Genomic DNA, 22,406 nt, shown 5'->3' with positions numbered 1-22,406 from the left:
TACGGCACACATGGCGTCAGGGTACCGCACGGGCTCGGAAGGGAGCGGGGAGTACGGCTTCCGGGGCGTCCGCCCGGCGGACGGAACGCCCGGTCACGGGCCGGCGAGCGCTGGGCAGGGGACGCGGCCGGTCCAGGCCGAGGCCGATCCGGGCATACGTGATCCGGACAAGAACCGGAACAAGAGAACCGGACAAAGAAGCGGGCCACCCGATCCGGGTGGCCCGCTTCTTCACTGTCGATCTTGTGGAGCTAAGGAGAATTGAACTCCTGACCTCCTGCATGCCATGCAGGCGCTCTACCAACTGAGCTATAGCCCCTCGCTGTGTGTCGCCCGGTTTCCCTTGGCGACATCGAGAACATTACACGGTCCCCCCGGTGCTTCACCAAATCGTTTCCGGTCCGCACCGATACGCCCGAATCATCCCGAACGGTGGATTGTCAGCCGCAGGTCAGGCGGTCGCGAGGTCAGGCGGTCGCGAAGGAGTAGAAGCGCTTGAGTGTGCAGTGCTCCTCCAGGAGCCTCCCGTAGATCGGCTCCCCCTCCAGTTCCCGGTAGGTCTCGATGGGGTCGCCTTTTATGATCAACGCCCGCGCGCATTCCTCGCACCAGTACTGGTACTCAGCGTTCACCGGGTCCATGTCCCTGACGATGGGCGTACCGCTGCCGCACCAGTCGCACTTACGCCTGTGTGCACCCATCAGTCAGCTCCAGCTGTGGCCGCAGGCCGTGCACACGTAGGAGACCCCTCCGTTGTCACCCAGAACCTGGGCCACATGGGACGAACCACAGGACGGGCAGCCGAGGCGGGATCGATCTTCGAGCGGTACGGGGGCGGGGTACGAGGCGGCGACAAGAGGCTGGTCGGGGACGTGTTCGCGACTCGCAGGCATCGCGCTCCCTCCCGATCGGTACGTCGCCCCCTCCGGCGTTCCGATTCTGCCATGGCCCCGCAAGGGGGTCAGCCCGCTCGGTGCTCCCTATACAGAAGATCCCGCCCCCTGATGGGGACGGGATCCTGATTGTGGAGCTAAGGAGAATTGAACTCCTGACCTCCTGCATGCCATGCAGGCGCTCTACCAACTGAGCTATAGCCCCGCTGTTCGCTGTTGTTTCCCTGCGTTTCCGCGCTGCGAACAAGAAGAACTTTAGCCTGCGACCGGCCGGAAAGTGAAATCCGGCCCGCGCCGCCCGAGGACGGCCCGCGAACGGCCTCTCAACTGCCTCCGGACGGCGTCTAGTCGTCGTCGCCGAGGACAGGCTCGGGGAGCGTGCCGGCGTTGTGTTCCAGCAGGCGCCAGCCGCGCGCACCCTCGCCGAGGACGGACCAGCAGCAGTTGGACAGCCCGCCGAGCCCTTCCCAGTGGTGCGCCTCCAGGCCCAGCAGCCGGCCGATCGTCGTCCTGATCGTGCCGCCGTGGCTGACCACGACGAGCGTGCCGTTCTCCGGAAGCTTCTCGGCGTGCTCCAGAACGACTGGGGCCGCCCGGTCGGCGACCTCGGTCTCCAGCTCGCCGCCGCCGCGACGCACGGGCTCTCCGCGCTTCCACGCCGCGTACTGATCACCGAAGCGCTCGATGATCTCCTGGTGGGTCAGCCCCTGCCAGGCACCGGCGTACGTCTCACGGAGTGCGGCGTCGTGGGCGACGGAGAGGCCGCTGACTGCGGAGAGCTCGGCAGCCGTGGCCGCCGCCCGTCGCAGGTCGGAGGCGACGATGGCGTCCGGCTTCAGCGAGGCGAGCAGCCGGGCGGCGCGGCGGGCCTGCCCGACGCCGGCCTCGGTGAGCTCGATGTCCGTGGAGCCCTGGAAACGGCGCTCCAGGTTCCACGCCGTCTGGCCGTGCCGCCAGAGAACGATCCTGCGGCCCGTGCCGCTGCTGCTGCCGTTCAGCTCTGATCACCTTCCGTGCCGCCGTTGAGCTGTGCGTGCTCCTCGGCCTTGCCACGGGTCTTGACCGCGTCCTCGGGGAGGGCGATCTCCGGGCAGTCCTTCCACAGGCGCTCCAGCGCGTAGAAGACGCGCTCCTCGCTGTGCTGGACGTGGATGACGATGTCGACGTAGTCGAGGAGGATCCAGCGGGCGTCGCGGTCGCCCTCGCGGCGCACCGGCTTGACGCCGAGCTCCTTCTGGAGCTGCTCCTCGATCTCGTCGACGATCGACTTGACCTGGCGGTCGTTGGGGGCCGAGGCGAGCAGGAAGGCGTCGGTGATCGACAGCACATCGCTGACGTCGTAGGCGATGATGTCGTGCGCGAGCCGGTCGGCGGCCGCCTGAGCGGCGGCGTTGATGAGCTCGATGGAGCGGTCCGTGGCGGTCACATGCAGGCTTTCGTCGGCGGTCGGATGCAACCTCTAGGGTCTCACGGACCGCCGACAGAGCCTTACTGCGTTTCCCGGCCGGGCCTCACCGGGTTTGCCGGCCGGGCCTCACCCCGTTTCCCGGCCGGACCGAACTGCGTTTCCTGGTCGGGTTCGGACGCGGGACCACCGGCCGGCGCCGGAGCGCCGACCGGTGGTCCCGGGCGGGCTACGGGACCTCGAAGTCCTGTCCGAGGACCGCGGACACATCGGCGTTGGCGGCCGGCTCGCCCTTCTTCACGTCACCCGCGGAGAGGCCCAGGGTCTTGGCCACCTCGACGGCCTTCTCCTTGTCCTCGGCGGACCGGTAGAGCACGACGGACGACGTCTCGGCCCCTGCCTTGCCGCTGTCCACGAAGGCGTAACCGCCGTTGACCAGCTGGACCCGGGCGGCTTCCGCGGCCTTCTCGTTCCCGGTCGCGTTGCGGACGGCGACGCGGAGAGGAGCTCCCGCCTCGGGGGCCTTCACCGTGCCGCCGAGGATGTCCTTGACGACGTCGCGGGTGTCCGCCTCGGTGAGCGTGCCGTCCTCCTGGACCGGCAGCAGGGCCGTCTTGTAGTCGCCGACCTTGGCACGCGAGGCCAGCTTGGCGAGCGAGGCCCCAAGGTCTTTCTCGGGCAGCGACGGGTCCAGCACCTGGAGCAGCGTCTCGATGGTGACGGTCGCGGCCTTGGGATCCTCGGAGATCTTGCGCAGCGTGGCCCGCATGACCTCGCCGAACCGCGTCAGCTGCTTGGCCTCGGGCTCCCCCGGCGCACGGTACGTGGCGTACGCGACGGCCATCGCGCCGCTGAGCGTCTGGCCCTCGCCCTTGTTCACCAGGGGTGATTCGCCCTTCTTCGCACCCGGCACATCGGCGTCGGTGTCGACCTCGATGTTGCCGACCAGCTCGACGAGGTTCTCCAGGTACGGGGTGTCCAGCCGCCAGGTGCCGGTGATCCGGGTGCCGAGGAGGGTGTCGATCGCCTCCCGGGTACCGGTCCTGCCGTCGTCCTCGACGGACTTGCCGAGCGTGGTGGTGGTTCCGTCGTCGGAGGCGACGGCGAGGGAGTTCGGCAGCAGGACGGTGGTGCCCTGCTTGGTGGTGGTGTTGTCGACGAGCAGCGCCGTCGAGGTGCCGCCCCTCTTCGTGTCGTGCAGGTGCACCACCATCATGTCGCGCTGCTGGGCGCCGGCGGCCACGGCCTTCTTCTCCTCCGACCCGGACAGGCCCGGGATCATGTCGGCGGACCAGAGATAGCCGGCCCCGCCGACGACGACGAGAACGGCTACGACGATCAGGGCGACCATCCGGTTGCGGCCCTTGCGCCGCGCCTCCTCGCGCCGCTCGCTGCGGCTCTCGGTGAACTTCAGCCAGTCGATGACGTCTTCGGAGTCCTCGTCGGGCTCCTCGATGAACGAGAACTGCTCGGTGCGGTAGTCGGGGGCGGGCTTGCGCTGCCCCGGAAGCGCGGGCTCCGCGTCCGGCTCCGCCGCGTCTTCCGCCGACCGCTGTGAATGCTGTGACTGCTGCGGTTGCTGTGACTGCTGTGGTTGCTGCGGTTGCGGAGCGGGAGGCTGCTGCGGGGCCTGTTCCGGCGCGGGGGCCGCGCCCTGCTGCGGGATGCTCCAGTGCTGACCGGTGTCGACCGCGGCGGGCTGCTGACCGGCGGCGTACCCGTAGTCGGTGTAGGAGCCGTAGCCGTACCCCGGGTCCGTACCCTGGCCCTGCTGCGTCCGGGGCGGCTGAGGCGCCTGACCCGGATGCGGGGCGGCGTAGGGGTCGTAACTCCGGGGCTGCTGCTGGGGGTTGCCGTACGCGTCGTAGCCGTAGCCGGCGTCCTGGGCCCGGTGTCCCTGACCCGGCTGTGCGGCGTAGGGGTCGTAACCCTGGCCCTGCTGACGCTGCTGGTCGTACTGGCCCTGCTGGTCGTACTGCTGTTGCCCCTGCTGCTGGTAGACCGGCTGCCCGTACGCGTCGTAGCCGATGATCTGCGGCTCTTGGTAGTACGGGTCGTACGGGTTCTGTGGGTCGTTCACCGGTGCCCCTCTCCGTGGCTCATTCGCCGCGGTACAGCTGGCGCTTGTCGATGTAGCGGACCACGCCGTCCGGCACCAGGTACCAGACCGGCTCCCCCTGCGCGACCCTCTCACGGCAGTCCGTGGACGAGATCGCCAGCGCGGGCACCTCCACGAGGGAGACACCGCCCTCGGGCAGTCCGTCGTCCGTGAGCACGTGACCCGGGCGGGTCACACCGATGAAGTGGGAGAGCGAGAACAGCTCCTCCGCGTCGCGCCAGGTGAGGATCTGGGACAACGCGTCGGCGCCGGTGATGAAGAAGAGGTCCGCGTCGCCGTGGACCTCGCGCAGGTCCCGCAGCGTATCGATGGTGTACGTCGGTCCGCCACGGTCGATGTCACTCCGGCTGACGGAGAACTGCGGGTTGGACGCGGTGGCGATGACCGTCATCAGATAGCGGTCCTCGGCCGGGGAGACCTTCTTGTGGCTCTTCTGCCACGGCTGCCCGGTCGGGACGAAGACGACCTCGTCGAGATGGAACTGGGCGGCCACTTCACTGGCCGCCACCAGGTGTCCATGGTGGATCGGGTCGAATGTCCCACCCATCACGCCGATGCGGCGTTTGCCGGGGCCGGTAGGCACTTCCTGCTCTCCCATGCGTGCAGAGCCTACTGGCACAGCTGTACGCCTCTGACTCAGCGGTCGCGGTTGAAGCGGGTGGTGACCCACAGCAGGAACATCAGCGCGAGGAACGCCCCGGCGCCGACGAAGTAGGGGTTGAGGCTTTCGTGGTTGCCGCCCTCGCCGCCTTCGGAGGCGAGAGTGACCAGCTGGTGTGCGGTGCTCGTGAGGCTCATCTTCGGCAGGACCTATCGATCGTGAATCGGAAGGAAGACGTCGGTCACATCGTATGCGGGCCCCCCGGGCACGCTCACGGCGACTCAGTCGTTGTTGTCGTCGTTGCGGTATCCGCGCAGCAGGAACCACGCGAGCAGCACCGCTCCGAGGATCGAGACGAGCAACACGATCCGGAGGGTGTCACCCGGTCCCTGCTCCTCGGACGCGGCGGCGAGCAGTACGGCGGTGTGCGACATTTCGGGCGCTCCTCAAAGTTATCCACAGCCCCCCGCACACCGTAGCGCCAGCGCATACGCTGGGTTTTGTCCGGGGGACGAGCGACGTCTCGTACGAACAGGGGGCCATCCATGACCGACAACAGTCACGAGAACGTGCCGAGCAGGCAGCGCCGACGATTTCCCGGGATCTCCTCCCGGGCCTACGAGCACCCCGCCGACCGCTCGGCCCTGGTGGCCCTGCGCAAGCTGACCGGGTTCGACACCGTGTTCAAGGCGCTCAGCGGGCTGCTCCCGGAGCGCAGCCTGCGGCTGCTCTTCCTCTCCGACTCCGTCCGGGTGAGCGACGCGCAGTTCGCCCACCTCAACGACATGCTGCGGGACGCGTGTTACATCCTGGACCTGGAGAAGGTCCCGCCGATGTACGTGAAGCAGGACCCGCAGCCCAACGCCATGTGCATCGGGCTGGACGAGCCGATCATCGTGGTCACCACCGGCCTGGTCGAGCTGCTCGACGAGGAGGAGATGCGGGCGGTGGTGGGCCACGAGGTGGGCCACGCGCTCTCCGGTCACTCGGTGTACCGGACGATACTGCTCTTCCTGACCAACCTGGCCGTGAAGGTCGCCTGGATCCCGCTGGGCAATGTGGCGATCATGGCGATAGTGACGGCGCTGCGCGAGTGGTTCCGCAAGTCCGAGCTGTCCGCGGACCGGGCCGGGCTGCTGGTCGGCCAGGACATCACGGCCTCCATGCGCGGTCTGATGAAGATCGCGGGCGGCAATCACCTCCACGAGATGAACGTGGACGCCTTCCTCGCCCAGGCCGACGAGTACGAGAAGGGCGGCGACCTCCGGGACTCCGTCCTCAAGATCCTCAATGTGCTGCCCCGCACTCACCCGTTCACCACCGTGCGGGCCGCCGAGCTGAAGAAGTGGTCGGAGACCCGCGACTTCCAGCGGATCATGGACGGCCACTACCCGCGGCGCGACGAGGACAAGGACACCTCGGTGACCGACTCGTTCCGGGAGTCCGCCTCGCACTACGCGGACACGGTGCGCACCAGCAAGGACCCGCTGATGAAGCTCGTGGGCGACATCGCCGGCGGGGCGGGAGACCTGGGCGGCAAGCTGCGTGACCGGTTCACCGGAACCGGGGGCGCGAAGGGCGGGGCGCAGGGCCCGTCCGGCGGTTCCGCTACGGACGGGGACGGGACGGCCGGTCGGCCGCCCCAGGACCCTGAGGAGGGGAGCCCGGGGACGTCGTCGGGGCCGTCGGGGAGCTGACGGCCTCCAGGGTCCCGCACAGCGCCGCCGTGGGCCGGCCCGTGGCGTACGGGTCGGTGGCGGCGGGCCCGCGGGCGTCCGCCCGTTCCCCGGCGAGGAGCGGGCGGAGCATCCCGGTCGCGTCGGCCGAGCAGGACTGCGGCCCGGCCTGGACATGGGCGATGAGCACCTCCAGGCGGTGCAGTCGCAGGTCCTCCCGGTCGAAGCGGAAGCGCAGCTCGCGCCGCACGGTGAACAGGGAGGCGTCGTCGTCCCGGTGGGGCCCGTCCGCCGGGCGCAGGGCGTAGGTGAACGTGTGGTCCGAGACGACGCCGAGCACGCCAGGGCCCTCTTCCTCGTAGCCGAGGGTCCCCTCGACCCGGATCTGCGGGTCCGCGAGCTCCACCTGCTCCGGGTCGAAGCGCACCAGCCAGCCGGTGGCGGCGTGGCCTTCGGCGTCCGCCGGGCTGCTCAGGCTCTGTTCGAACTGGGCGCGCTGGTCCGGGTCGAGGAGGTGCTCGACGGGCCGGCGTACGGAGCCGGTGAGGACGTCGGGGTTCAGGGACGACTCCACCAGGTAGTCCTTGACCGTGGCGAGGGCGGCGGTGATCTGGCTGTCGGAGAAGTTCTGCGTGCGCTGCACGGTGGGAAAGTTGATGCCGTCGGCGCCCGTGCGGAATCCGGAGACCGGCTCGGCCCGGTACAGCCACTCGGGTGATCCGCCCGGTACGGCTCCTCGGGGGGCCAGGGGGACGACGGTGGTCCGCAGGGGTTCGGCCCGCCGGGCGGCCGGCTGGGGGTACGGGCTCCGGAATCCTATGTAGACGGCCACCGCGAAGGCCAGGGCGATGAGGACGACCAGGGCTACGGCAGCCCGGGAGCCGCCGCTGCGGATGACCTGCGTGTCGGGCAGCGCCCGGACGGCGCGGGCGTGCTCGCCCATCCGTTCCTGCGCCGAGTACTCCTGCATCCGCGCAGCCTGGACGAACGATTCGTCGAAGACGAGCGAGCGGTACTCGTCCTCGCCGCCCGCGGGGTTCTCGGGCGCACCGTCCGGTGGTTCTGAGCGGCCTGTCATGACTTCTCTCCCCATCTCCACACCGGTCGGTTCGGTGCGCAACGGTCTGCTTCGGCCGAGTGGCCTCCGCAGCGAGAAGCCCCCCTGGGAACGAGGGGTCACATCTTGAGGGTAGGTCGATTGCGGCCCGCGTAAACGCGGAGACGGATGGGAAGTGCGCAAGCGCCTGGGGCGGCCGTCGGCGATCGGGTGACGGAGGGGGTGGGTTCAGGGCAGCCGGGGCTCGGCGGAGACCGTGGGGCGGGAGTGGTCCGCGGAGGCCGACGGGGCGGCCCCGGGCTTGTCCACGCCGCTGGTGACGGGCGGCGGCACCTGGTCCTGCCGGTTGTTCGAGCCGCCCCGGTAGACCGCGGTGAAGGCGAGGGAGACCATGCCGACGCCCATCACCAGGGCGAGCAGCCAGGCGACCGGGCGGTGCCAGCGGGCGGAGTTGCGGTAGGGGCGCAGGGAGCCGCCGTGGCGGCTGTACGGCCCCGGGGCGCAGTCGTCGTCCCCGATGCCGTGGTCGGGGTCGTAGTCGAGGTCCTGGGGGTCGTGGTAGCCCCGGGGGCCGTCGTAGGGGTCGTACGCGTCGTCGTCCGCGCGGCGGCTCCGACGGACGCGGGCGGCGTCGGTCTCGGCACGGGCCTCGGCGGCGGCGAGAAGGCGCTCCACGGCGGTGGGCTCATGGACGGGCGCCGACCGGACGAAGTCCTCGTCGAACACCACGGAGGCGAAGTCCTCGTCCGCGCCCCCGCGGTCGTCGTCGGGCTCCCAGCCGTCAGGAAACGGCTTGCCCCCCACGTCGTCCGGCACGGTTTCAGGGTAGCCCGGCCGGGACCTTTTGGGCAGGGACCCCGTGAACTCCCCCGGATCGGCACGGGAGAACGCGTGGTCGGCCCCGGCCCCTCCCGTCGGGAGGGGCCGGGGCCGAGAAGGGGCCGAGAAGGGGCCGAGAAGGGGCCGAGGCGCTAGGGCCGGGTGTGCCCGTCCCCCGTGACGATGTACTTCGTCGAGGTCAGCTCGGGCAGGCCCATCGGACCGCGGGCGTGCAGCTTCTGCGTGGAGATGCCGATCTCGGCGCCGAAGCCGAACTGCCCGCCGTCCGTGAAGCGGGTGGAGGCGTTCACGGCGACCGTCGTCGAATCGACCAATTGGGTGAACCGGCGGGCGGCGGCCTGCGAGGTGGTGACGATCGCCTCGGTGTGGCCGGAGGACCAGAGCCGGATGTGGGCGACCGCCGCGTCCAGGGAGTCGACGACCGCCGCCGCGATGTCGTAGGAGAGGTATTCGGTCTCCCAGTCCTCGGTCGTCGCCGGGACCACCGAGGCCTTGGTTCCCTCGGCGCGGGCGAGGACGTGCTCGTCGCCGTGGACGGTGACCCCGGCCTCGGCCAGCGCGTCCAGGGCGAGCGGCAGGAAGGCGTCCGCCACGTCCTTGTGGACGAGGAGGGTCTCGGCCGCGTTGCAGACGCTGGGGCGCTGGGCCTTGGAGTTGATCAGGATGTCGACCGCCATGGCCAGGTCCGTCTGCGCGTCGACGTAGACGTGGCAGTTGCCGGTGCCCGTCTCGATGACGGGCACGGTGGACTCCTCGACGACCGTGCGGATCAGCGAGGCGCCGCCGCGCGGGATGAGGACGTCGACGAGACCGCGGGCCCGCATCAGTTCGCGCACGGAGTCACGGCTCTCGCCCGGGACGAGCTGCACCGCGTCGGCCGGCAGGCCGGAGCCGCCGACCGCGTCGCGCAGGACCCGGACGAGGGCGGTGTTGGAGGCGTAGGCCGAGGAGGAGCCGCGCAGCAGGACCGCGTTGCCGGACTTCAGGCAGAGGGCGGCCGCGTCGACGGTGACGTTGGGCCGGGCCTCGTAGATGATGCCGACCACGCCGAGCGGTACCCGCACCTGCCGGAGGTCGATGCCGTTGGGCAGGGTCGAGCCGCGCACCACCTCACCGACCGGGTCGGGGAGGGCCGCGACGTCCCGTACGTCGGCGGCGATGGCGCGGATCCGTTCCGGGGTGAGGGTGAGGCGGTCGATGATGCCTTCGCCCGTCCCGGCCTCGCGGGCGCGCTCGACGTCCTTCGCGTTGGCCTCGACGATCTCGCTCGTGCGCACTTCGAGGGCGTCGGCGATGGCCAGCAGCGCGTCGTCCTTGGCCGCGCGCGGAAGTGGCGCGATGTCGGCGGCGGCGGCGCGGGCCCGGTAGGCGGTCTGCGCGACCGGGGAGAGGTTGTCGTAGGGCGAGAGCGTGGTCATGCCCGCAGAGTAATGCGCGCTCTGCGGGCATCCGTCACGTATCCCGTGATGCGAGACGCCCCGGGGCGCGGACGCCACCGGATCGCGGTCAGTAGGGGTGCACGCCCACGGGGGCCGCGGGCGGCGGCCCGTAGCCCTCGGCGATCCGCAGGTGGTAGGTCTCGCGGTCGATGACTTCCAGGCCGACGATCTCCCAGGGCGGGAGCTGGGCGCTGGAGCGGTGCTCGCCCCACAACCGCAGCGCGACCGCGGCCGCGTCGTGCAGGTCGCGGGCCTCTTCCCAGTAGCGGATCTCCGCGTGGTCGCTCGCGTAGCGGCTGGTCAGCAGGAAGGGGTGGTCGTGCGCGAGCTGTTCCAGGCCGCGTCTGACCTCCCCCAGCGGAGTCTCGGCGCCCGACACGCTGAGCGTGATGTGCCAGAGCTTGGACTGCGGGGCCTCCTCCTTCGCCGTCGTGACCGGCTCCCGTTCGACGGTGTCCGCCGGGAGCGGATTCTGGTCGAAATCCGCCCCCGCTCCGACGCTCGTCAGGGCGCGGTCGGCCGTGCCTCGGGGCGGCGCCCCCGGGCGCGCTCGTCTCACCGGCGGCCTCCTGTGATGTGTTGCTGTGCGGTACCCCTGTTCCCCCACTACAAAGTGGACCAGTCCACAGGCGGGCGTGGGGTGGTTTTGGGGAAGGTCCCCGCTGGATAGCGGGACTTTCAGCCGTTTCAGGGGGTGAGGCGCGGCGCGAGGAGGACCAGATCGTCCCTGTGTACGACCTCGCGTTCGTAGGCGGGCCCCAGTTCGCGGGCGAGGTCCCGGGTGGAGCGGCCGAGCAGCTGAGGGATCTCCTTCGCGTCGAAGTTGACGAGTCCGCGGGCGACCGGGGTGCCGTGCGGGTCGCGCAGTTCGACCGGGTCGCCGGCGCTGAACTCGCCCTCGACGGCGGAGATTCCGGCGGGCAGCAGGGAGGTGCGCCGCTCCACCACGGCCCGTACGGCGCCGTCGTCGAGGGTGAGCGCGCCCTGCGGGGTGGAGGCGTGGGCCAGCCACAGGAGCCGGTCGGCGGAGCGGCGTCCGGTGGGGTGGAAGTACGTGCCGGTGTCGCGGCCCGCGAGCGCGTCGGCGACGCGGCTGGCGGAGGTGAGGACGACGGGAATGCCGGCGGCGGTGGCGATGCGGGCGGCCTCGACCTTGGTGACCATGCCGCCGGTTCCGACGCCCGCCTTCCCCGCGCTGCCGATGGTGACGCCGGTCAGGTCGTCGGGGCCGGTGACCTCCGCGATCCGGGAGGCGCCGGGAGTGCCGGGCGGTCCGTCGTAGAGGCCGTCCACGTCGGAGAGCAGGACGAGCAGGTCGGCGTGGACGAGGTGGGCGACGAGGGCGGCGAGCCGGTCGTTGTCGCCGAAGCGGATCTCGTCGGTGGCGACGGTGTCGTTCTCGTTGACGACGGGGACGGCGCCCATCTCCAGAAGCTTGTCCAGGGTGCTGTAGGCGTTGCGGTAGTGGCCGCGGCGGCTGGTGTCGTCGGCGGTGAGGAGCACCTGGCCGACGCGGACGGCGTAGCGCGCGAACGAGGCGGTGTAGCGCGCCACGAGGAGGCCTTGGCCGACGCTGGCGGCGGCCTGTTGGCGGGCCAGGTCCTTGGGCCTGCGGACGAGGCCGAGCGGGGCGAGTCCGGCGGCGATGGCTCCGCTGGAGACGAGGACGACCTCGCGTTCGCCGCCGGCCCTGACCTTGGCCAGAACGTCGACGAGGGCGTCGACGCGGTCGGCGTCGAGGCCGCCGGAGGCGGTGGTGAGCGAGGAGGAGCCGACCTTGACGACGACCCTGCGGGCGCCGGTCACTGCCGGCTCGCGGCCCGACGGCCTCTGCTCTGCCACGTGCTTCCTCGCTCTGGATCGCCCCGGTGTCCGACGCGGGGCCCGCTGTGCCGCCCCGGCACAGCACAGTACGCGAGCGGCCGCCCCCGCCGCCTGCCCGTTCCGCTCGGTGGACGCCGAAGGACGGCGGGTGAACGGGGTGCGGGCGGGCGGCGGGGGCGGCCGCGGTGGGCTCAGCTCCGCTGCTCGTCCTTGACGGCGAGCATCCGGTCCACGACCCGGGCGGCGGCGCGGCCGTCGGAGGGCTCGCAGAAGTCGACCCGGAACTGGGCGTACTTCTCCTTGTACTCCTCGCTCACCTCGTCGATGTTCCGGATCGCGGAGACGAGGTCCTCGGAGGTCTTGATCAGCGGCCCGGGGGCGCGGGAGGTGAAGTCGAAGTAGAAGCCGCGCAGGGTGTCGCGGTAGTGCTCCAGGTCGTACGTGAAGAAGAGCATCGGCCGCCCGGAGTGCGCGAAGTCGAACAGCACCGAGGAGTAGTCCGTGATCAGCACGTCGGCGATCAGGTAGAGGTCGGCGATGTCCGGGTAGTACGTGACGTCGTAGACGAAGCCCTGTCCGGCGCCGGGGATGGAGTCGAGGACCTTGTGGTGCTTGCGGTAGAGCAGCACGTGGTCGTCGCCGAGCTCGCGCTTCGCGGCCTCGACGTCGATCTGGTTGTCCAGCTTGAAGCGGCGTCCGCCATAGCGCTGGTCGTCGCGCCAGGTGGGCGCGTACAGGACGACCTTCTTGCCGGCGGGGATGCCGAGCTTCTCCCGTACGGCCGCGGCGCGCTTGACGCGGTCGGGGGCGTGGAAGACGTCGTTGCGCGGGTAGCCCGCTTCCAGGACCTCGCACTGGAGGCGGAAGGAGTTGGTCATGATCGGGGTGGTGAAGGCGTTCGGCGTGATGAACAGGCTGTACTGGCGCGAGCGCTGCGGAAGGCTCGCGATGTAGGCCAGGTTCGCCTTCGGGGTGCCGAGCAGGTCGGCGCCGATGCGCTTGAGCGGGGTGCCGTGCCAGGTCTGCACGACGACCTGGCCCTCACGGCGGACGAACCACTCGCGGATGCCGCCGTTGGTGACGACGTACCGGCTGCGGGCCAGTGCCTCGTACCACTCCTTGCTGCCCCACTCGACGCCGCGGACGCCGGGCGGCAGGACGACCTGCTGGTCGTGGACCATCGCGATGTGCTCGACCTCGGTGCCGCGGCGCTTGAGCTCCTCGTAGACCGCGCGGGGCGAGTCGGAGAACTGCTTGCCGCCGAAGCTGTTGTAGAGCACGGCCTCGCGCAGCGGCAGCTCGCGCTGCTCGGGGGTGTAGACGTCGCGCATCAGCCGCTGGCGGTAGGCGCCGCGCAGCTCCGGGTCGAGGACCGGCCCGGACTCCACGAAGATCCGGTCGAAGTCGAGCCGCTCGACGGTGTACGTGCGGTGCTCGCCGCGGTGGGCCAGCGGCAGCGTGTTCACGAGGTCGGGGCGGATCGTGACGGGGAGGTCGCGGGTGTGGTCCCACTCGGTGCGCAGGCGCAGGCGCGGCATCCAGCGGCCGGCGCGCAGCGGCACGGTGCCCTCGTAGGTGGGCATGGTGTCCGGGCGCAGGCGGGCGGTGAAGCGGCCTCCGTCGAACTCGACGGGCAGCGGGCGGTCCTCGTTGCGGCCCGTGTGGCGCAGGACCATCTTCATCTGCTCGGCGGGGCCGGTGTAGACGCCGGAGAGGACCAGCTCGCCGTCCGTGCTCCACTCGACGCTGTCGACGAGGGGCTGGACCGTGCGGACCTGGGGGGTGAAGTTCCCGGCGCCGTCGGTGAGGATCGCGAACTCGCGTCCCCCGGGCAGCGGGTGGACTCCGGTGACGGACTGCGCACCGTTGGTGGCGCGGCGGGTGGTGCCGTCGGCGAAGAGGATCTGGGCGCGGTACTTGACGGACCTGCCGGGGCGTACGTCGTCGACGGGGAGGTCCGCGAAGTCGAGGCGGGCGGTGTGGCGGAGCCAGCCGTCGGCGCCGGTCTCGCCCTGCTGGAGCGGGAGGTCGGTGGCGAAACCGCTCGGCTCGTGGTCGATGCGCAGGGCGGTGGGGTACTTGCCCGCGGGGGTGGTGACGCGGGAGCGCAGGGTGACGGTGAGGGTCTCGCCGTCGGCTTCCTGGGCGATGATCTCGGCGGGGACGACGTCCACGGAGAGTTTGAGCCGGTTGCGGTCGAAGCCGGCGACGAGGCGGACGCCGTCGTCCAGGACCCGGGTGTAGCTGTGGCCGGACGCGCCCGCGTTGTTCTTGGTGATGCTGCCCACGGACATGCCGCCGGGGCGCGGGATGCCGATGCCCAGGCGCCAGGTGCCGGGCTGCCACTGGCCGCGTACGCGCAGTCGGGACGGGTCGATGCCGAGCTCGAAGCCGGACCAGTCGTAGGTGTGCAGGGCGCCCTTGGCCTCGGCGGTGGCGCGGGGTTCCAGGGTGGTGCGCATCCGCAGCGGGAGGGTGGAGCGGCTGCCCTGGCGGCGGAGCACGGCGACGCGCAGTGACCGCTTGCCGGTGGCCGAGGGGACGTTGGGGATGTAGGCGTAGCCCTTGACGAGGAGCTTGCCGTCCTCCCAGCCGAGATCGAGGAGCTTGCCGCGTACGGGAAGTTCGCTGCGGTTGAAGTTGCGTACCGAGGAGGGGAGTGAGGAGCTCTCGACGCCGGGCAGCTCGATGCGGGCGCGCCGCAGGCCGCGGACGGAGAAGGCTCCCGGGTTCTCGCGCTCGTAGTGCAGCAGGTCCACCAGCTCGTCACCGCGGCCGCTGGCGGCCAGGTGCCACTTGACCCGGGCCATCGGGGAGAACTGCCGTACGACCTTCGGGGCCGCACGGGCCAGGAAGTCCTTGGCCGCTCGGTGGAATTCGGGGCGCTCCTCGACCGGAGTCTCCGGGAAGTACTTCATGAGCCGGCTGAGCTCGTCGGGGATCGCTTCGAGGGACGCCACGGGTGGAGGGCCTTTCCGGGGGGACGTGCAGATGATGAACCCCAGGAGGACGGGGCGTTAATGAGACGGCTCCAACGGTCTCATGGTTGCCCCACAGTATGACGTGACACCTCTCACAGGACGAACCGCCCCGGTCGTCACCGGGGCGGAGAGGGGGCCTGTTCTCCCCCGGTCCCGTCCGGTCAGACGCGGTGGGCGCGGGGGGTGCGCACGGCGCCGAGCAGCACCCGGCGGGCCTTGCGGACCACGCGCCGGGCGAAGGAGACGCGGGGCTTGTCCAGCGGTGGATCGATCCGCCGTCCGCCGACCCATTCCGTGATGGTCACCTCATAGGCCCGGTCGGGGAGAACGGAGCTCTCCCCGAAGTGCGGGTAGGCGAGGTGGAGACGGGGAGGGTTCCCCCGGCGGACGAGTTCGGGCTCCTCCTTGGCGCGCAGGAAGGCGGCGATGTCCAGGAGCAGGTCGAGCCGGTCCTCGGCGAGGCACATCAGCCGCAGCCGTTCGTTCACCTTGAGGTTGCGGCCGAGCTCCGGGGTCCAGTACGTCTTCATGAGCGGGGCGGCGAGCGCCATCTTCCGCTCGCGGACCTCGGGCTTCTGCTTCAGCAGTCCGGGGCCGAACTGGGGCAGCAGCGTGATGACGAAGGGCCGCACCATCAGGACGTCGCGCCGGGGGCCCGGGGGCACGTACCGGGCGATGAGCCCCATGAGGGCGCGGGCCGAGTCGAAGCGGCGCTTGTAGCTGCCCTTCTTGGTCATCTGGTTGCGGTCCTCGCGGCCCACCAGGTAGTAGCAGGTGTAGTCGGCGACTACGGAGATCCCGTTGCCGCGGATGTACGCCTCCATCGTGAACAGGGCGTCCTCACCCGTCTTGAGCTTCTCGTCGAAGGTCATTCCGAGGCGTACGAGGAGGTCGCGCCGGAACAGTTTCTGCGCGCTCAACGTGAATTTGACGTTGGAGGAATACAGGTCGGCTCGCTCGACGGTCTCTTTCCACATCGATTTCGCGGCACCGCGATTGACGCCGACGATCTTCCCGAGCACCACGTCCGTGCCCGCCCGGTCTCCCATGGCGACCATGCGCTCCAGGGCTTCCTCGCCGAAATAGTCGTCCGCGTCGAGAAAGAAGACGTACCGGCCGCGGGCGAGAGAGAGGCCCCGATTGCGCGGGCCGCTGGGCCCGCCGGAATTCGCCTGCCGGACGACTCTCATGGGAATCGCGGTCCTGGCGGCGAACTCCTCCAGGCAGGCGCCGGTGCCGTCGGTGGAGCCGTCGTCGATCGCGACGATCTCCATCCGGTCCGCGCCGATGGTCTGCGCCTCGACGGACTCCAGGCACCGGACCAGGTAGGGCATCGCGTCATAAGCTCCGATGATCACACTGACATCGGGCTCGTCGTTCTTCCTGGGCATGTCGGCCATGTGCACCTGTCGATTTGATCACGAAAGAGGGCAGTTCGCCCGACTCTGCACCCTTTGCGCATCCGCATGCCGGACGACCCGTACACCCCTCCCCCAAGGAGAGACGTACGGGCCGCCATCAGGGTTGCCTACTTTTCAGCCAGTTCGATCAGTTGTGCGGTGCTCGGCCGTACGGCGCGCTCAGCGCACGGACGAGGACCCCTCGGCCAGGGCCGTCCGAGCCTCCGGCGCCTCGGCCTCCGGTGCGTCCGGGTCCGCCGTGGCGTCGGCCTCGGCCACCGCCTGCGGATCGCCGGCCCCGACGCCGCTGGTGACGGACTCCTCGTCCGGCACCGCCACGGACTGGTCGCCGAGGCGCTGGGCGACGCCCAGGTTGCGGGCTTCGGCCTTGGCGGCCAGCGTCGAGACGGCGGCGTTGAACTGCTCCATGGAGGTCGGCTCGTCCGGCCCCAGGAGGTAGGTCTTCAGCTCGCGGCGGGCATCCGCCAGCGCGTCCGCCGTCGGGTCGGCCACCGCGGCCAGCAACGCGTCGAGCTCCTCGGCGCCGTTGGACAGGATGACCGCGGCGCGCACCGCGGTGTTCTGCCGCTTGAACTCCTCGGCTCCGAGCGCGGCGGAGTCGGTGACCGCGTACGGCTTGCCACTCGCGATGAAGTCGGAGACCACACTGGAAATGTCCGAAACCATGGCGTCGGACTCGTTGAAGCAGTCGTACAGCTTGGGCTGTGCGCCGGTCACCGTACGGTGCTCCCACCAGCCGAAGGAGCGCCAGTAGGCGTCGTTCCACTCGGCCCGCAGCCGGGCGGTCTCCGCCTCGCGGGCGGGGTCGGCGAGTGAGATCCGCGACTCCTCCGCTTCGTCGCCGCCCGCGTGGCCGGGGGCCGACAGCTGCGCGAGCCTCGCCTCGATCCGGGTCAGCTCGGCCTTGGCGGCGCTCTGCCCGGCGGCGGCCGACGACGCCTCCTTCGCCCAGCGGGGCTCGGCGGCGCGCTCGGCGGCGGCCTTCTCCAGCATCGCCCGGATCCGGGCGTTGACGGCCTTGGCCTTGCCGCTGCGGATACCGGTGAAGGGGTGCGGCTTGTAGATGATCCGGACCGGGTCGGCGGCGTTCAGCAGCCGGCGCACGATGTTCTCGCCCGCCAGCAGCAGGGAGGTGTTGCCCGGGTTGTCGTCCCAGCCCTCCCAGGTGGGCGCGTACAGCACGGTGGGGATGGGGTTCCTGACGGCGCCCGTCCAGCTCCTGATGGGCTCCAGCTGCGGGCGGCCGACCTCGACGATGTCCTGGTCGAGGACGCCGACGTCGGCCAGCGCGTAGCGGTCGCGGCCGGCCCGGCCCGCGGTCCAGACCTCGTCGTAGACCTTGGAGTACGGGTTGACGCTGGCGAGCTTGTCGCTGTCGCCGTGCCCGATGAAGACGTGCTTCATCGTCGGGACCCGCAGGATGTGGATGTTCTTGCCGACGTTGGCGGGATACAGACAGACCCGGACGGTCGAGAGGTCCAGGTTCATCAGGTGGGTGCCCGCCGGGACGCAGAGGACCGGGACGGAGGTCTCGGCCAGCTGCGGGACCAGGCCGCGCTCCCGCATGATGATCAGCGGCCGGCCCTCGACCCGGGCCATGGTCTCCAGCCACATGTTGCCCTGGTAGGCGGACTCGTTGGAGCCGGAGAAGTAGAGCACCACGGTCGGCTGGTAGTCGCGCAGCCAGCTGTCGACGGCCTTGAGCACGGCGGGGGCCGGAGGCGCCAGCCGGCCGCGGCGCACGTACGGGAAAAGCAGCGCGAGGTAGAACAGGGCCAGCAGCAGCGTCAGGCCGATGCCCGCGTAGCCGACGACGTCCTCACCGGTACCGGCGGCGATCAGGATGCCCACCACGGCCGGGATGTCGAGGTGCAGCATCTTCTCGGCGGAGCGCCGCAGCAGCGCGCCGGGCGGGGCGTCGGGGATGCGGACCGCGTGCAGGTCCACGTTGCGGGTGACGACCGGCATGGTGCGGCGGAGCCGGATCAGGGTCGTCAGGGCGCCGTGCGGCGCCTGGAGCCCGTAGAAGAGCAGGAAACAGGCCACCGCCGAGTAGAACAGCGGCGACTCGGCGAGGTCCAGCCGGGCCAGCAGCAGGATGACCATGAGCTGCCGCAGCAGGAAGCGGATCGACAGCCCGGCGCGCACCTTGCCCAGGCGGTTGACCAGATAGCTCCCCTTCTGGTGCAGGTACCAGTCGGTGGCGTACGTGACAGCGGTGGCCGCCGCGAAGAACCAGATGTGGGGAGTGAGCGCGGCAAGCATGACGCAGGGATATCCCAGCCCCATCAACAACGCTGCCGCCAGTTCCGACCTGCTGCCCACACGGGCCAGGCGAATGGCTGTCGAGATCACGAAGAACCTGCTCCAGGGGGTGCCGGTTGATTCACGTATTGGCGGAAATGTGAAGGTGCGGCTTCACGCATTCGGGCCTCTGCCGTCGCGCAAAGCGACAACAGAGGCCCGGAAAAGCACATTTGTCAAGAATTATTACACATCTGCTTGACGGTCCAGCACGGAGGCCAGGGCCTGCTCGAAACCGGAGGACTCGGCGGCTCCCGCCGTCGGGTCCTGCTGCCGTACGTCGATGACATGGCCGGTCAGGGAGGAGAGCAGGACGTCCAGCGAGGTGCGGGCCACCGCCTCCGAGGAGAGCAGCGAACCCTCGGGCTCCTGGCCGAACGCCCTGGTGCGCATCGGGGTCGCGGTGCGCTCCGGGTTCACGCAGTTGACCCGGATGCCCTCGCCCGCCCACTCGTCGGCGAGCGCCTGGGTGAGGTTGACCATGGCGGCCTTGGTGGAGGAGTAGAGGCTGTACTCGGCGCGGCCCCGGGTGTAGCTGCTGGAGGTGTAGAGCAGCAACTGGCCCTGGGTCTCCGCCAGGTACTTGTACGAGGCGCGGGCGATCTGGACGGGCGCCAGGTAGTTGACGTTCAGGGCTTCCTGGATCGTCGTGTTGTCCGTCTCGGCCAGCTTGCCGATCCGCAGCACGCCCGCGGTGTTGATGACGTAGTCGACCCGCCCGGTCTCGGCGTACGCCTTGGAGAGCGCGTCGTCCACGTGCTCCGGGTTCTCCACGTGCGTACCGGTGGTGGAGCGGCCCAGCGCGTAGACCTTCGCGCCGTAGTTCTCCGCGAGGGAGGCGATGTCGGCGCCGATGCCGTACGAACCGCCGAAGACGACGAGGGTCTTGCCGGTGAGGAGCTCCCGGTAGGCGGCCTCGTCGGCCTGGCGGGGGGCGGCGGTGGAGGCCAGCTGGAAGAGCTTGTCGGTGATGAAGACGTCGACCGGCTGGGTCACCTTCATGTTGTACTCGTCGCCCGCGACCACATAGATCGGCACGTCGGGGAGGTACTTGAGGACCACCGAACAGTCGTCGGTCGCCTGGAAGTTGGGGTCGCCCGCCGCGACCTCGTACGCCCTGCGGATCGTGGAGAGCTTGAAGGCCTGAGGCGTCTGGCCGCGGCGCAGCCGGGAGCGGTCGGGCACCTCGGTGATGAACTCGCCGTCCTCACCGTGCGTGCGGGTGACGATGATCGTGTCCGCGGACGGGATGGCGACGTCGACGGCCTGGTAACGGTCCAGCGCGTCGACGCAGTCCGCGATCACACGCTGTGACAGCAGGGGGCGTACCGCGTCATGGAAGAGGACGTTGCGGTCCTCGCCCTCGGCGAGGCCCTCACCGAGGGCCGCGATGGCACGCTCGGTGGTCTCGTTGCGGGTGTTGCCGCCCTCGATGATCCGGGTGACCTTGGCCAGTCCGGCCTTCGCGACGATCTTCTCGACGTCGGGCACGAACCCGGGCGCCATCAGCACGATGACGTCGTCGATGCCCTCGGCGTTCTCGAAGATGGTCAGCGTGTGCTCGATGACGGCCTTGCCGGCGATCTTCAGCAGCTGCTTGGGGATCGACAGGCCCACGCGCTGGCCGGTCCCACCGGCGAGCACGACCGCTGTGGTCCGGGGCTTGGCTTCATGCGGCACAGACACAGACGACCTACCTTGCTATGACGGGGGAACAGTGTGATGGTCGCACTCTCCGTGACCGTCTCGCAAGGTGGACGTCGTCCGCCGATCGTCCTGCGGATACCCGCAGTTCACCCTCTGGCCAGGGAGGTTGGGCGCTTCGGGGCGGTCGCACGGGGTGACCGACCCCACAGATGTGTTGCTCAATCCGCACATCCGTGGCGCGTGCACCCGGCGTGACCGGCGAAAACCACCGGCGCCCGGCCCCGAGGCTACCGGACGGCCCGCCTCCGGGGAGACGGGCCGTCGGCCATGACCGGGGGAAGCCCTCGGTCAAACGCTCTCTAGAAGGGGTCGAACTCGTCGTACTCCTTCTCCGCGTCGTCACGCTCGGAGTCACGGTCCCGGCGACGCTGCGCGGCGGGGCGCGGCTCCTCCAGGCGGTGGTCCTCGCCGCGGCGGCCGAGCATCTCGGCGCCGGCGGTCACGGTCGGCTCCCAGTCGAAGACGACCGCGTTCTCCTCGGGGCCGATCGCGACGCCGTCGCCGGCCCGGGCGCCCGCCTTCATCAGGGCGGCCTCGACGCCGAGCCGGTTGAGGCGGTCGGCGAGGTAGCCGACGGCCTCGTCGTTGTTGAAGTCGGTCTGGCCCACCCACCGCTCGGGCTTCTCGCCGCGCACGCGGTAGATGCCCTCGTCGTCCAGGGCGACGGTGAAGCCCGCGTCGTCGACGGCCTTGGGACGGATGACGATACGGGTCGTCTCCTCCTTCGGCTTGGTGGCGCGCGCCTCGGCGATGATCCCGGCGAGCGCGAAGGAGAGCTCCTTGAGACCCTTGTGCGCGATGGCGGAGACCTCGAAGACGCGGTAGCCGCGGGCCTCCAGGTCGGGGCGGATCATGTCGGCGAGGTCCTGGCCGTCCGGGATGTCGACCTTGTTGAGGGCGACGATGCGGGGCCGGTTCTCCAGGCCGCCGTAGAGCCGCAGCTCCTCCTCGATCATGTCGAGGTCGGAGACGGGGTCGCGGTCGGACTCCAGGGTCGCGGTGTCCAGGACGTGCACGAGCACCGAGCAGCGCTCGACGTGCCGCAGGAACTCCAGGCCGAGGCCCTTGCCCTGGCTGGCGCCGGGGATGAGCCCGGGGACGTCCGCGATGGTGTAGACGGTCGAGCCGGCGGTGACGACGCCGAGGTTCGGCACGAGGGTGGTGAACGGGTAGTCCGCGATCTTCGGCTTGGCCGCGGAGAGCACCGAGATCAGCGAGGACTTGCCCGCGCTCGGGTAGCCCACGAGGGCCACGTCGGCGACGGTCTTGAGCTCCAGGACGATGTCCCGGCTCTCCCCCGGCTCGCCGAGCAGCGCGAAGCCCGGGGCCTTGCGGCGGGCCGAGGCCAGCGCCGCGTTGCCGAGGCCGCCGCGGCCGCCCTGACCGGCCACGAAGGTGGTGCCCTGGCCGACGAGGTCGGCGAGCACGTTCCCGGCCTTGTCGAGGACCACGGTGCCGTCGGGGACGGGCAGGACCATGTCCTGGCCGTCCTTGCCGGAGCGGTTGTCGCCGGCGCCGGGCTGACCGTTGGTGGCCTTGCGGTGGGGGCTGTGGTGGTAGTCCAGCAGCGTGGTCACGGACTGCTCGACGACGAGGATCACATCGCCGCCGCGTCCGCCGTTGCCCCCGTCGGGGCCTCCCAGCGGCTTGAACTTCTCACGGTGGACGGAGGCGCAGCCGTGGCCTCCGTTACCCGCGGCGGCATGCAGCTCGACGCGGTCCACGAAGGTGGTCATGGTTGGTGCCTCCAGGTACAGCAGAAAAATACGGGATTGTCTCTGTCGTAACACGCCGAGGGCGGACCCGCTTCCCCGTTCGCCGGGAAAGCTGAGATCCGCCCTCGGAAGGTGCTGTGTGTCGTTCTGCGCGCGCTGAAAGGGATCAGACGGCGAGCGGAACGATGTTCACGACCTTGCGGCCACGGTGCGTACCGAACTCCACCGCACCGGCGGCCAGTGCGAACAGCGTGTCGTCGCCGCCACGGCCGACGCCCGTGCCCGGGTGGAAGTGGGTGCCGCGCTGGCGGACCAGGATCTCACCGGCGTTGACGGCCTGACCGCCGAAGCGCTTCACGCCGAGCCGCTGAGCATTGGAATCGCGCCCGTTCCGAGTGGAAGATGCGCCCTTCTTGTGTGCCAT

The 22,406-nt window shown here is 70.3% G+C and carries 20 protein-coding genes and 2 tRNA genes; 1 reads left to right on the top strand and 21 read right to left on the bottom strand.

Annotation, left to right across the window (positions count from 1 at the left end):
• Positions 1–246: 246 nt before the first annotated feature.
• The 10 genes from AB0F29_RS07595 to AB0F29_RS07550 all read right to left on the bottom strand — a co-directional run bounded on the left by AB0F29_RS07595 (position 247) and on the right by AB0F29_RS07550 (position 5,452).
• Positions 247–319, bottom strand: a tRNA-Ala gene (locus tag AB0F29_RS07595).
• Positions 320–467: 148 nt separating this feature from the next.
• Entirely contained in the window at positions 468–701 is a 234-nt protein-coding gene (locus AB0F29_RS07590; RefSeq protein ID WP_003969224.1) for a hypothetical protein, read from the bottom strand.
• 3 nt (positions 702–704) lie between these two features.
• Positions 705–893: a hypothetical protein gene (locus AB0F29_RS07585; protein WP_361868467.1), complete on the bottom strand. Its 189-nt coding sequence runs from the start codon at positions 891–893 to the stop codon at positions 705–707.
• Between the two features lie 132 nt (positions 894–1,025).
• Positions 1,026–1,098, bottom strand: a tRNA-Ala gene (locus tag AB0F29_RS07580).
• Positions 1,099–1,237: 139 nt separating this feature from the next.
• Positions 1,238–1,891 (bottom strand): histidine phosphatase family protein, encoded by a 654-nt coding sequence (locus AB0F29_RS07575; protein WP_361868724.1) that lies wholly within the window; start codon positions 1,889–1,891, stop codon positions 1,238–1,240.
• A complete protein-coding gene (gene rsfS / locus AB0F29_RS07570; RefSeq protein WP_018961239.1) occupies positions 1,888–2,319 on the bottom strand; it encodes a ribosome silencing factor in 432 nt (143 codons plus the stop codon). Before rsfS ends, AB0F29_RS07575 begins: the two co-directional genes overlap by 4 nt.
• 208 nt (positions 2,320–2,527) lie before the next feature.
• A complete protein-coding gene (locus AB0F29_RS07565; RefSeq protein ID WP_361868463.1) occupies positions 2,528–4,378 on the bottom strand; it encodes an LCP family protein in 1,851 nt (616 codons plus the stop codon).
• Between the two features lie 19 nt (positions 4,379–4,397).
• Entirely contained in the window at positions 4,398–5,015 is a 618-nt protein-coding gene (nadD, locus tag AB0F29_RS07560; protein WP_026291102.1) for a nicotinate-nucleotide adenylyltransferase, read from the bottom strand.
• A 38-nt stretch (positions 5,016–5,053) separates the two neighbouring features.
• Positions 5,054–5,215 carry a hypothetical protein gene (locus AB0F29_RS07555; RefSeq protein WP_018961242.1) on the bottom strand — a complete coding sequence of 54 codons (162 nt, stop codon included), beginning with the start codon at positions 5,213–5,215 and terminating at the stop codon, positions 5,054–5,056.
• A gap of 84 nt (positions 5,216–5,299) precedes the next feature.
• Positions 5,300–5,452 carry a hypothetical protein gene (locus AB0F29_RS07550; protein WP_018961243.1) on the bottom strand — a complete coding sequence of 51 codons (153 nt, stop codon included), beginning with the start codon at positions 5,450–5,452 and terminating at the stop codon, positions 5,300–5,302.
• A 111-nt stretch (positions 5,453–5,563) separates the two neighbouring features.
• On the opposite strand from AB0F29_RS07550, the gene AB0F29_RS07545 reads away from it, so the two are divergent.
• Entirely contained in the window at positions 5,564–6,715 is a 1,152-nt protein-coding gene (locus AB0F29_RS07545) for a M48 family metallopeptidase (protein ID WP_361868458.1), read from the top strand.
• Here AB0F29_RS07545 and AB0F29_RS07540 read toward each other — a convergent pair.
• From AB0F29_RS07540 to rpmA, 11 genes are all read right to left on the bottom strand, one after another.
• Positions 6,627–7,772, bottom strand: coding sequence for a hypothetical protein (locus AB0F29_RS07540; protein ID WP_361868455.1), 1,146 nt, complete (start codon positions 7,770–7,772; stop codon positions 6,627–6,629). The two genes, AB0F29_RS07545 and AB0F29_RS07540, sit on opposite strands and share 89 nt — an antisense overlap.
• Positions 7,773–7,979: 207 nt before the next feature.
• On the bottom strand, positions 7,980–8,567 hold the full coding sequence (locus tag AB0F29_RS07535; protein ID WP_361868453.1) for a hypothetical protein: 588 nt from the start codon (positions 8,565–8,567) through the stop codon (positions 7,980–7,982).
• A 155-nt stretch (positions 8,568–8,722) separates the two neighbouring features.
• Positions 8,723–10,009: a glutamate-5-semialdehyde dehydrogenase gene (locus AB0F29_RS07530; RefSeq protein WP_361868451.1), complete on the bottom strand. Its 1,287-nt coding sequence runs from the start codon at positions 10,007–10,009 to the stop codon at positions 8,723–8,725.
• Between the two features lie 88 nt (positions 10,010–10,097).
• The gene (locus tag AB0F29_RS07525) at positions 10,098–10,589 is read right to left on the bottom strand and encodes a hypothetical protein (protein WP_361868448.1); all 492 of its coding nucleotides are present in this window, start codon (positions 10,587–10,589) and stop codon (positions 10,098–10,100) included.
• A 128-nt stretch (positions 10,590–10,717) separates the two neighbouring features.
• Positions 10,718–11,872, bottom strand: a complete 1,155-nt coding sequence (gene proB / locus AB0F29_RS07520) for a glutamate 5-kinase (protein WP_361868446.1) — start codon at positions 11,870–11,872, stop codon at positions 10,718–10,720.
• A 173-nt stretch (positions 11,873–12,045) separates the two neighbouring features.
• Positions 12,046–14,814 carry a CDP-glycerol glycerophosphotransferase family protein gene (locus AB0F29_RS07515; protein ID WP_361868444.1) on the bottom strand — a complete coding sequence of 923 codons (2,769 nt, stop codon included), beginning with the start codon at positions 14,812–14,814 and terminating at the stop codon, positions 12,046–12,048.
• 182 nt (positions 14,815–14,996) lie between these two features.
• Positions 14,997–16,235: a glycosyltransferase family 2 protein gene (locus tag AB0F29_RS07510; RefSeq protein WP_361868442.1), complete on the bottom strand. Its 1,239-nt coding sequence runs from the start codon at positions 16,233–16,235 to the stop codon at positions 14,997–14,999.
• 180 nt (positions 16,236–16,415) lie between these two features.
• Positions 16,416–18,521, bottom strand: a complete 2,106-nt coding sequence (locus tag AB0F29_RS07505; protein WP_361868441.1) for a hypothetical protein — start codon at positions 18,519–18,521, stop codon at positions 16,416–16,418.
• A 225-nt stretch (positions 18,522–18,746) separates the two neighbouring features.
• Complete coding sequence (locus AB0F29_RS07500; RefSeq protein WP_361868438.1) at positions 18,747–20,246, bottom strand: bifunctional cytidylyltransferase/SDR family oxidoreductase; 1,500 nt, start codon at positions 20,244–20,246, stop codon at positions 18,747–18,749.
• A gap of 320 nt (positions 20,247–20,566) precedes the next feature.
• On the bottom strand, positions 20,567–22,003 hold the full coding sequence (obgE, locus tag AB0F29_RS07495) for a GTPase ObgE (protein WP_361868436.1): 1,437 nt from the start codon (positions 22,001–22,003) through the stop codon (positions 20,567–20,569).
• Between the two features lie 145 nt (positions 22,004–22,148).
• A complete protein-coding gene (gene rpmA, locus AB0F29_RS07490) occupies positions 22,149–22,406 on the bottom strand; it encodes a 50S ribosomal protein L27 (protein WP_026291105.1) in 258 nt (85 codons plus the stop codon).

It is taken from the genome of Streptomyces sp. NPDC026589 (assembly GCF_040638385.1).
Classification (GTDB): Bacteria; Actinomycetota; Actinomycetes; order Streptomycetales; family Streptomycetaceae; genus Streptomyces.
Note: the sequence above shows the minus strand (reverse complement) of the source record. Positions and strands in the feature narration are given on the sequence as shown.

Coding starts and splice junctions, on each gene's coding strand:
- AB0F29_RS07590 (WP_003969224.1), bottom strand. CDS start 701: ATGGGTGCACACAGGCGTAAGTGCGACTGGTGCGGCAGCGGTACGCCC.
- AB0F29_RS07585 (WP_361868467.1), bottom strand. CDS start 893: ATGCCTGCGAGTCGCGAACACGTCCCCGACCAGCCTCTTGTCGCCGCC.
- nadD (WP_026291102.1), bottom strand. CDS start 5,015: ATGGGAGAGCAGGAAGTGCCTACCGGCCCCGGCAAACGCCGCATCGGC.
- AB0F29_RS07555 (WP_018961242.1), bottom strand. CDS start 5,215: ATGAGCCTCACGAGCACCGCACACCAGCTGGTCACTCTCGCCTCCGAA.
- AB0F29_RS07550 (WP_018961243.1), bottom strand. CDS start 5,452: ATGTCGCACACCGCCGTACTGCTCGCCGCCGCGTCCGAGGAGCAGGGA.
- AB0F29_RS07545 (WP_361868458.1), top strand. CDS start 5,564: ATGACCGACAACAGTCACGAGAACGTGCCGAGCAGGCAGCGCCGACGA.
- AB0F29_RS07540 (WP_361868455.1), bottom strand. CDS start 7,772: ATGACAGGCCGCTCAGAACCACCGGACGGTGCGCCCGAGAACCCCGCG.
- AB0F29_RS07530 (WP_361868451.1), bottom strand. CDS start 10,009: ATGACCACGCTCTCGCCCTACGACAACCTCTCCCCGGTCGCGCAGACC.
- AB0F29_RS07510 (WP_361868442.1), bottom strand. CDS start 16,235: ATGGCCGACATGCCCAGGAAGAACGACGAGCCCGATGTCAGTGTGATC.
- AB0F29_RS07505 (WP_361868441.1), bottom strand. CDS start 18,521: ATGCTTGCCGCGCTCACTCCCCACATCTGGTTCTTCGCGGCGGCCACC.
- obgE (WP_361868436.1), bottom strand. CDS start 22,003: ATGACCACCTTCGTGGACCGCGTCGAGCTGCATGCCGCCGCGGGTAAC.
- rpmA (WP_026291105.1), bottom strand. CDS start 22,406: ATGGCACACAAGAAGGGCGCATCTTCCACTCGGAACGGGCGCGATTCC.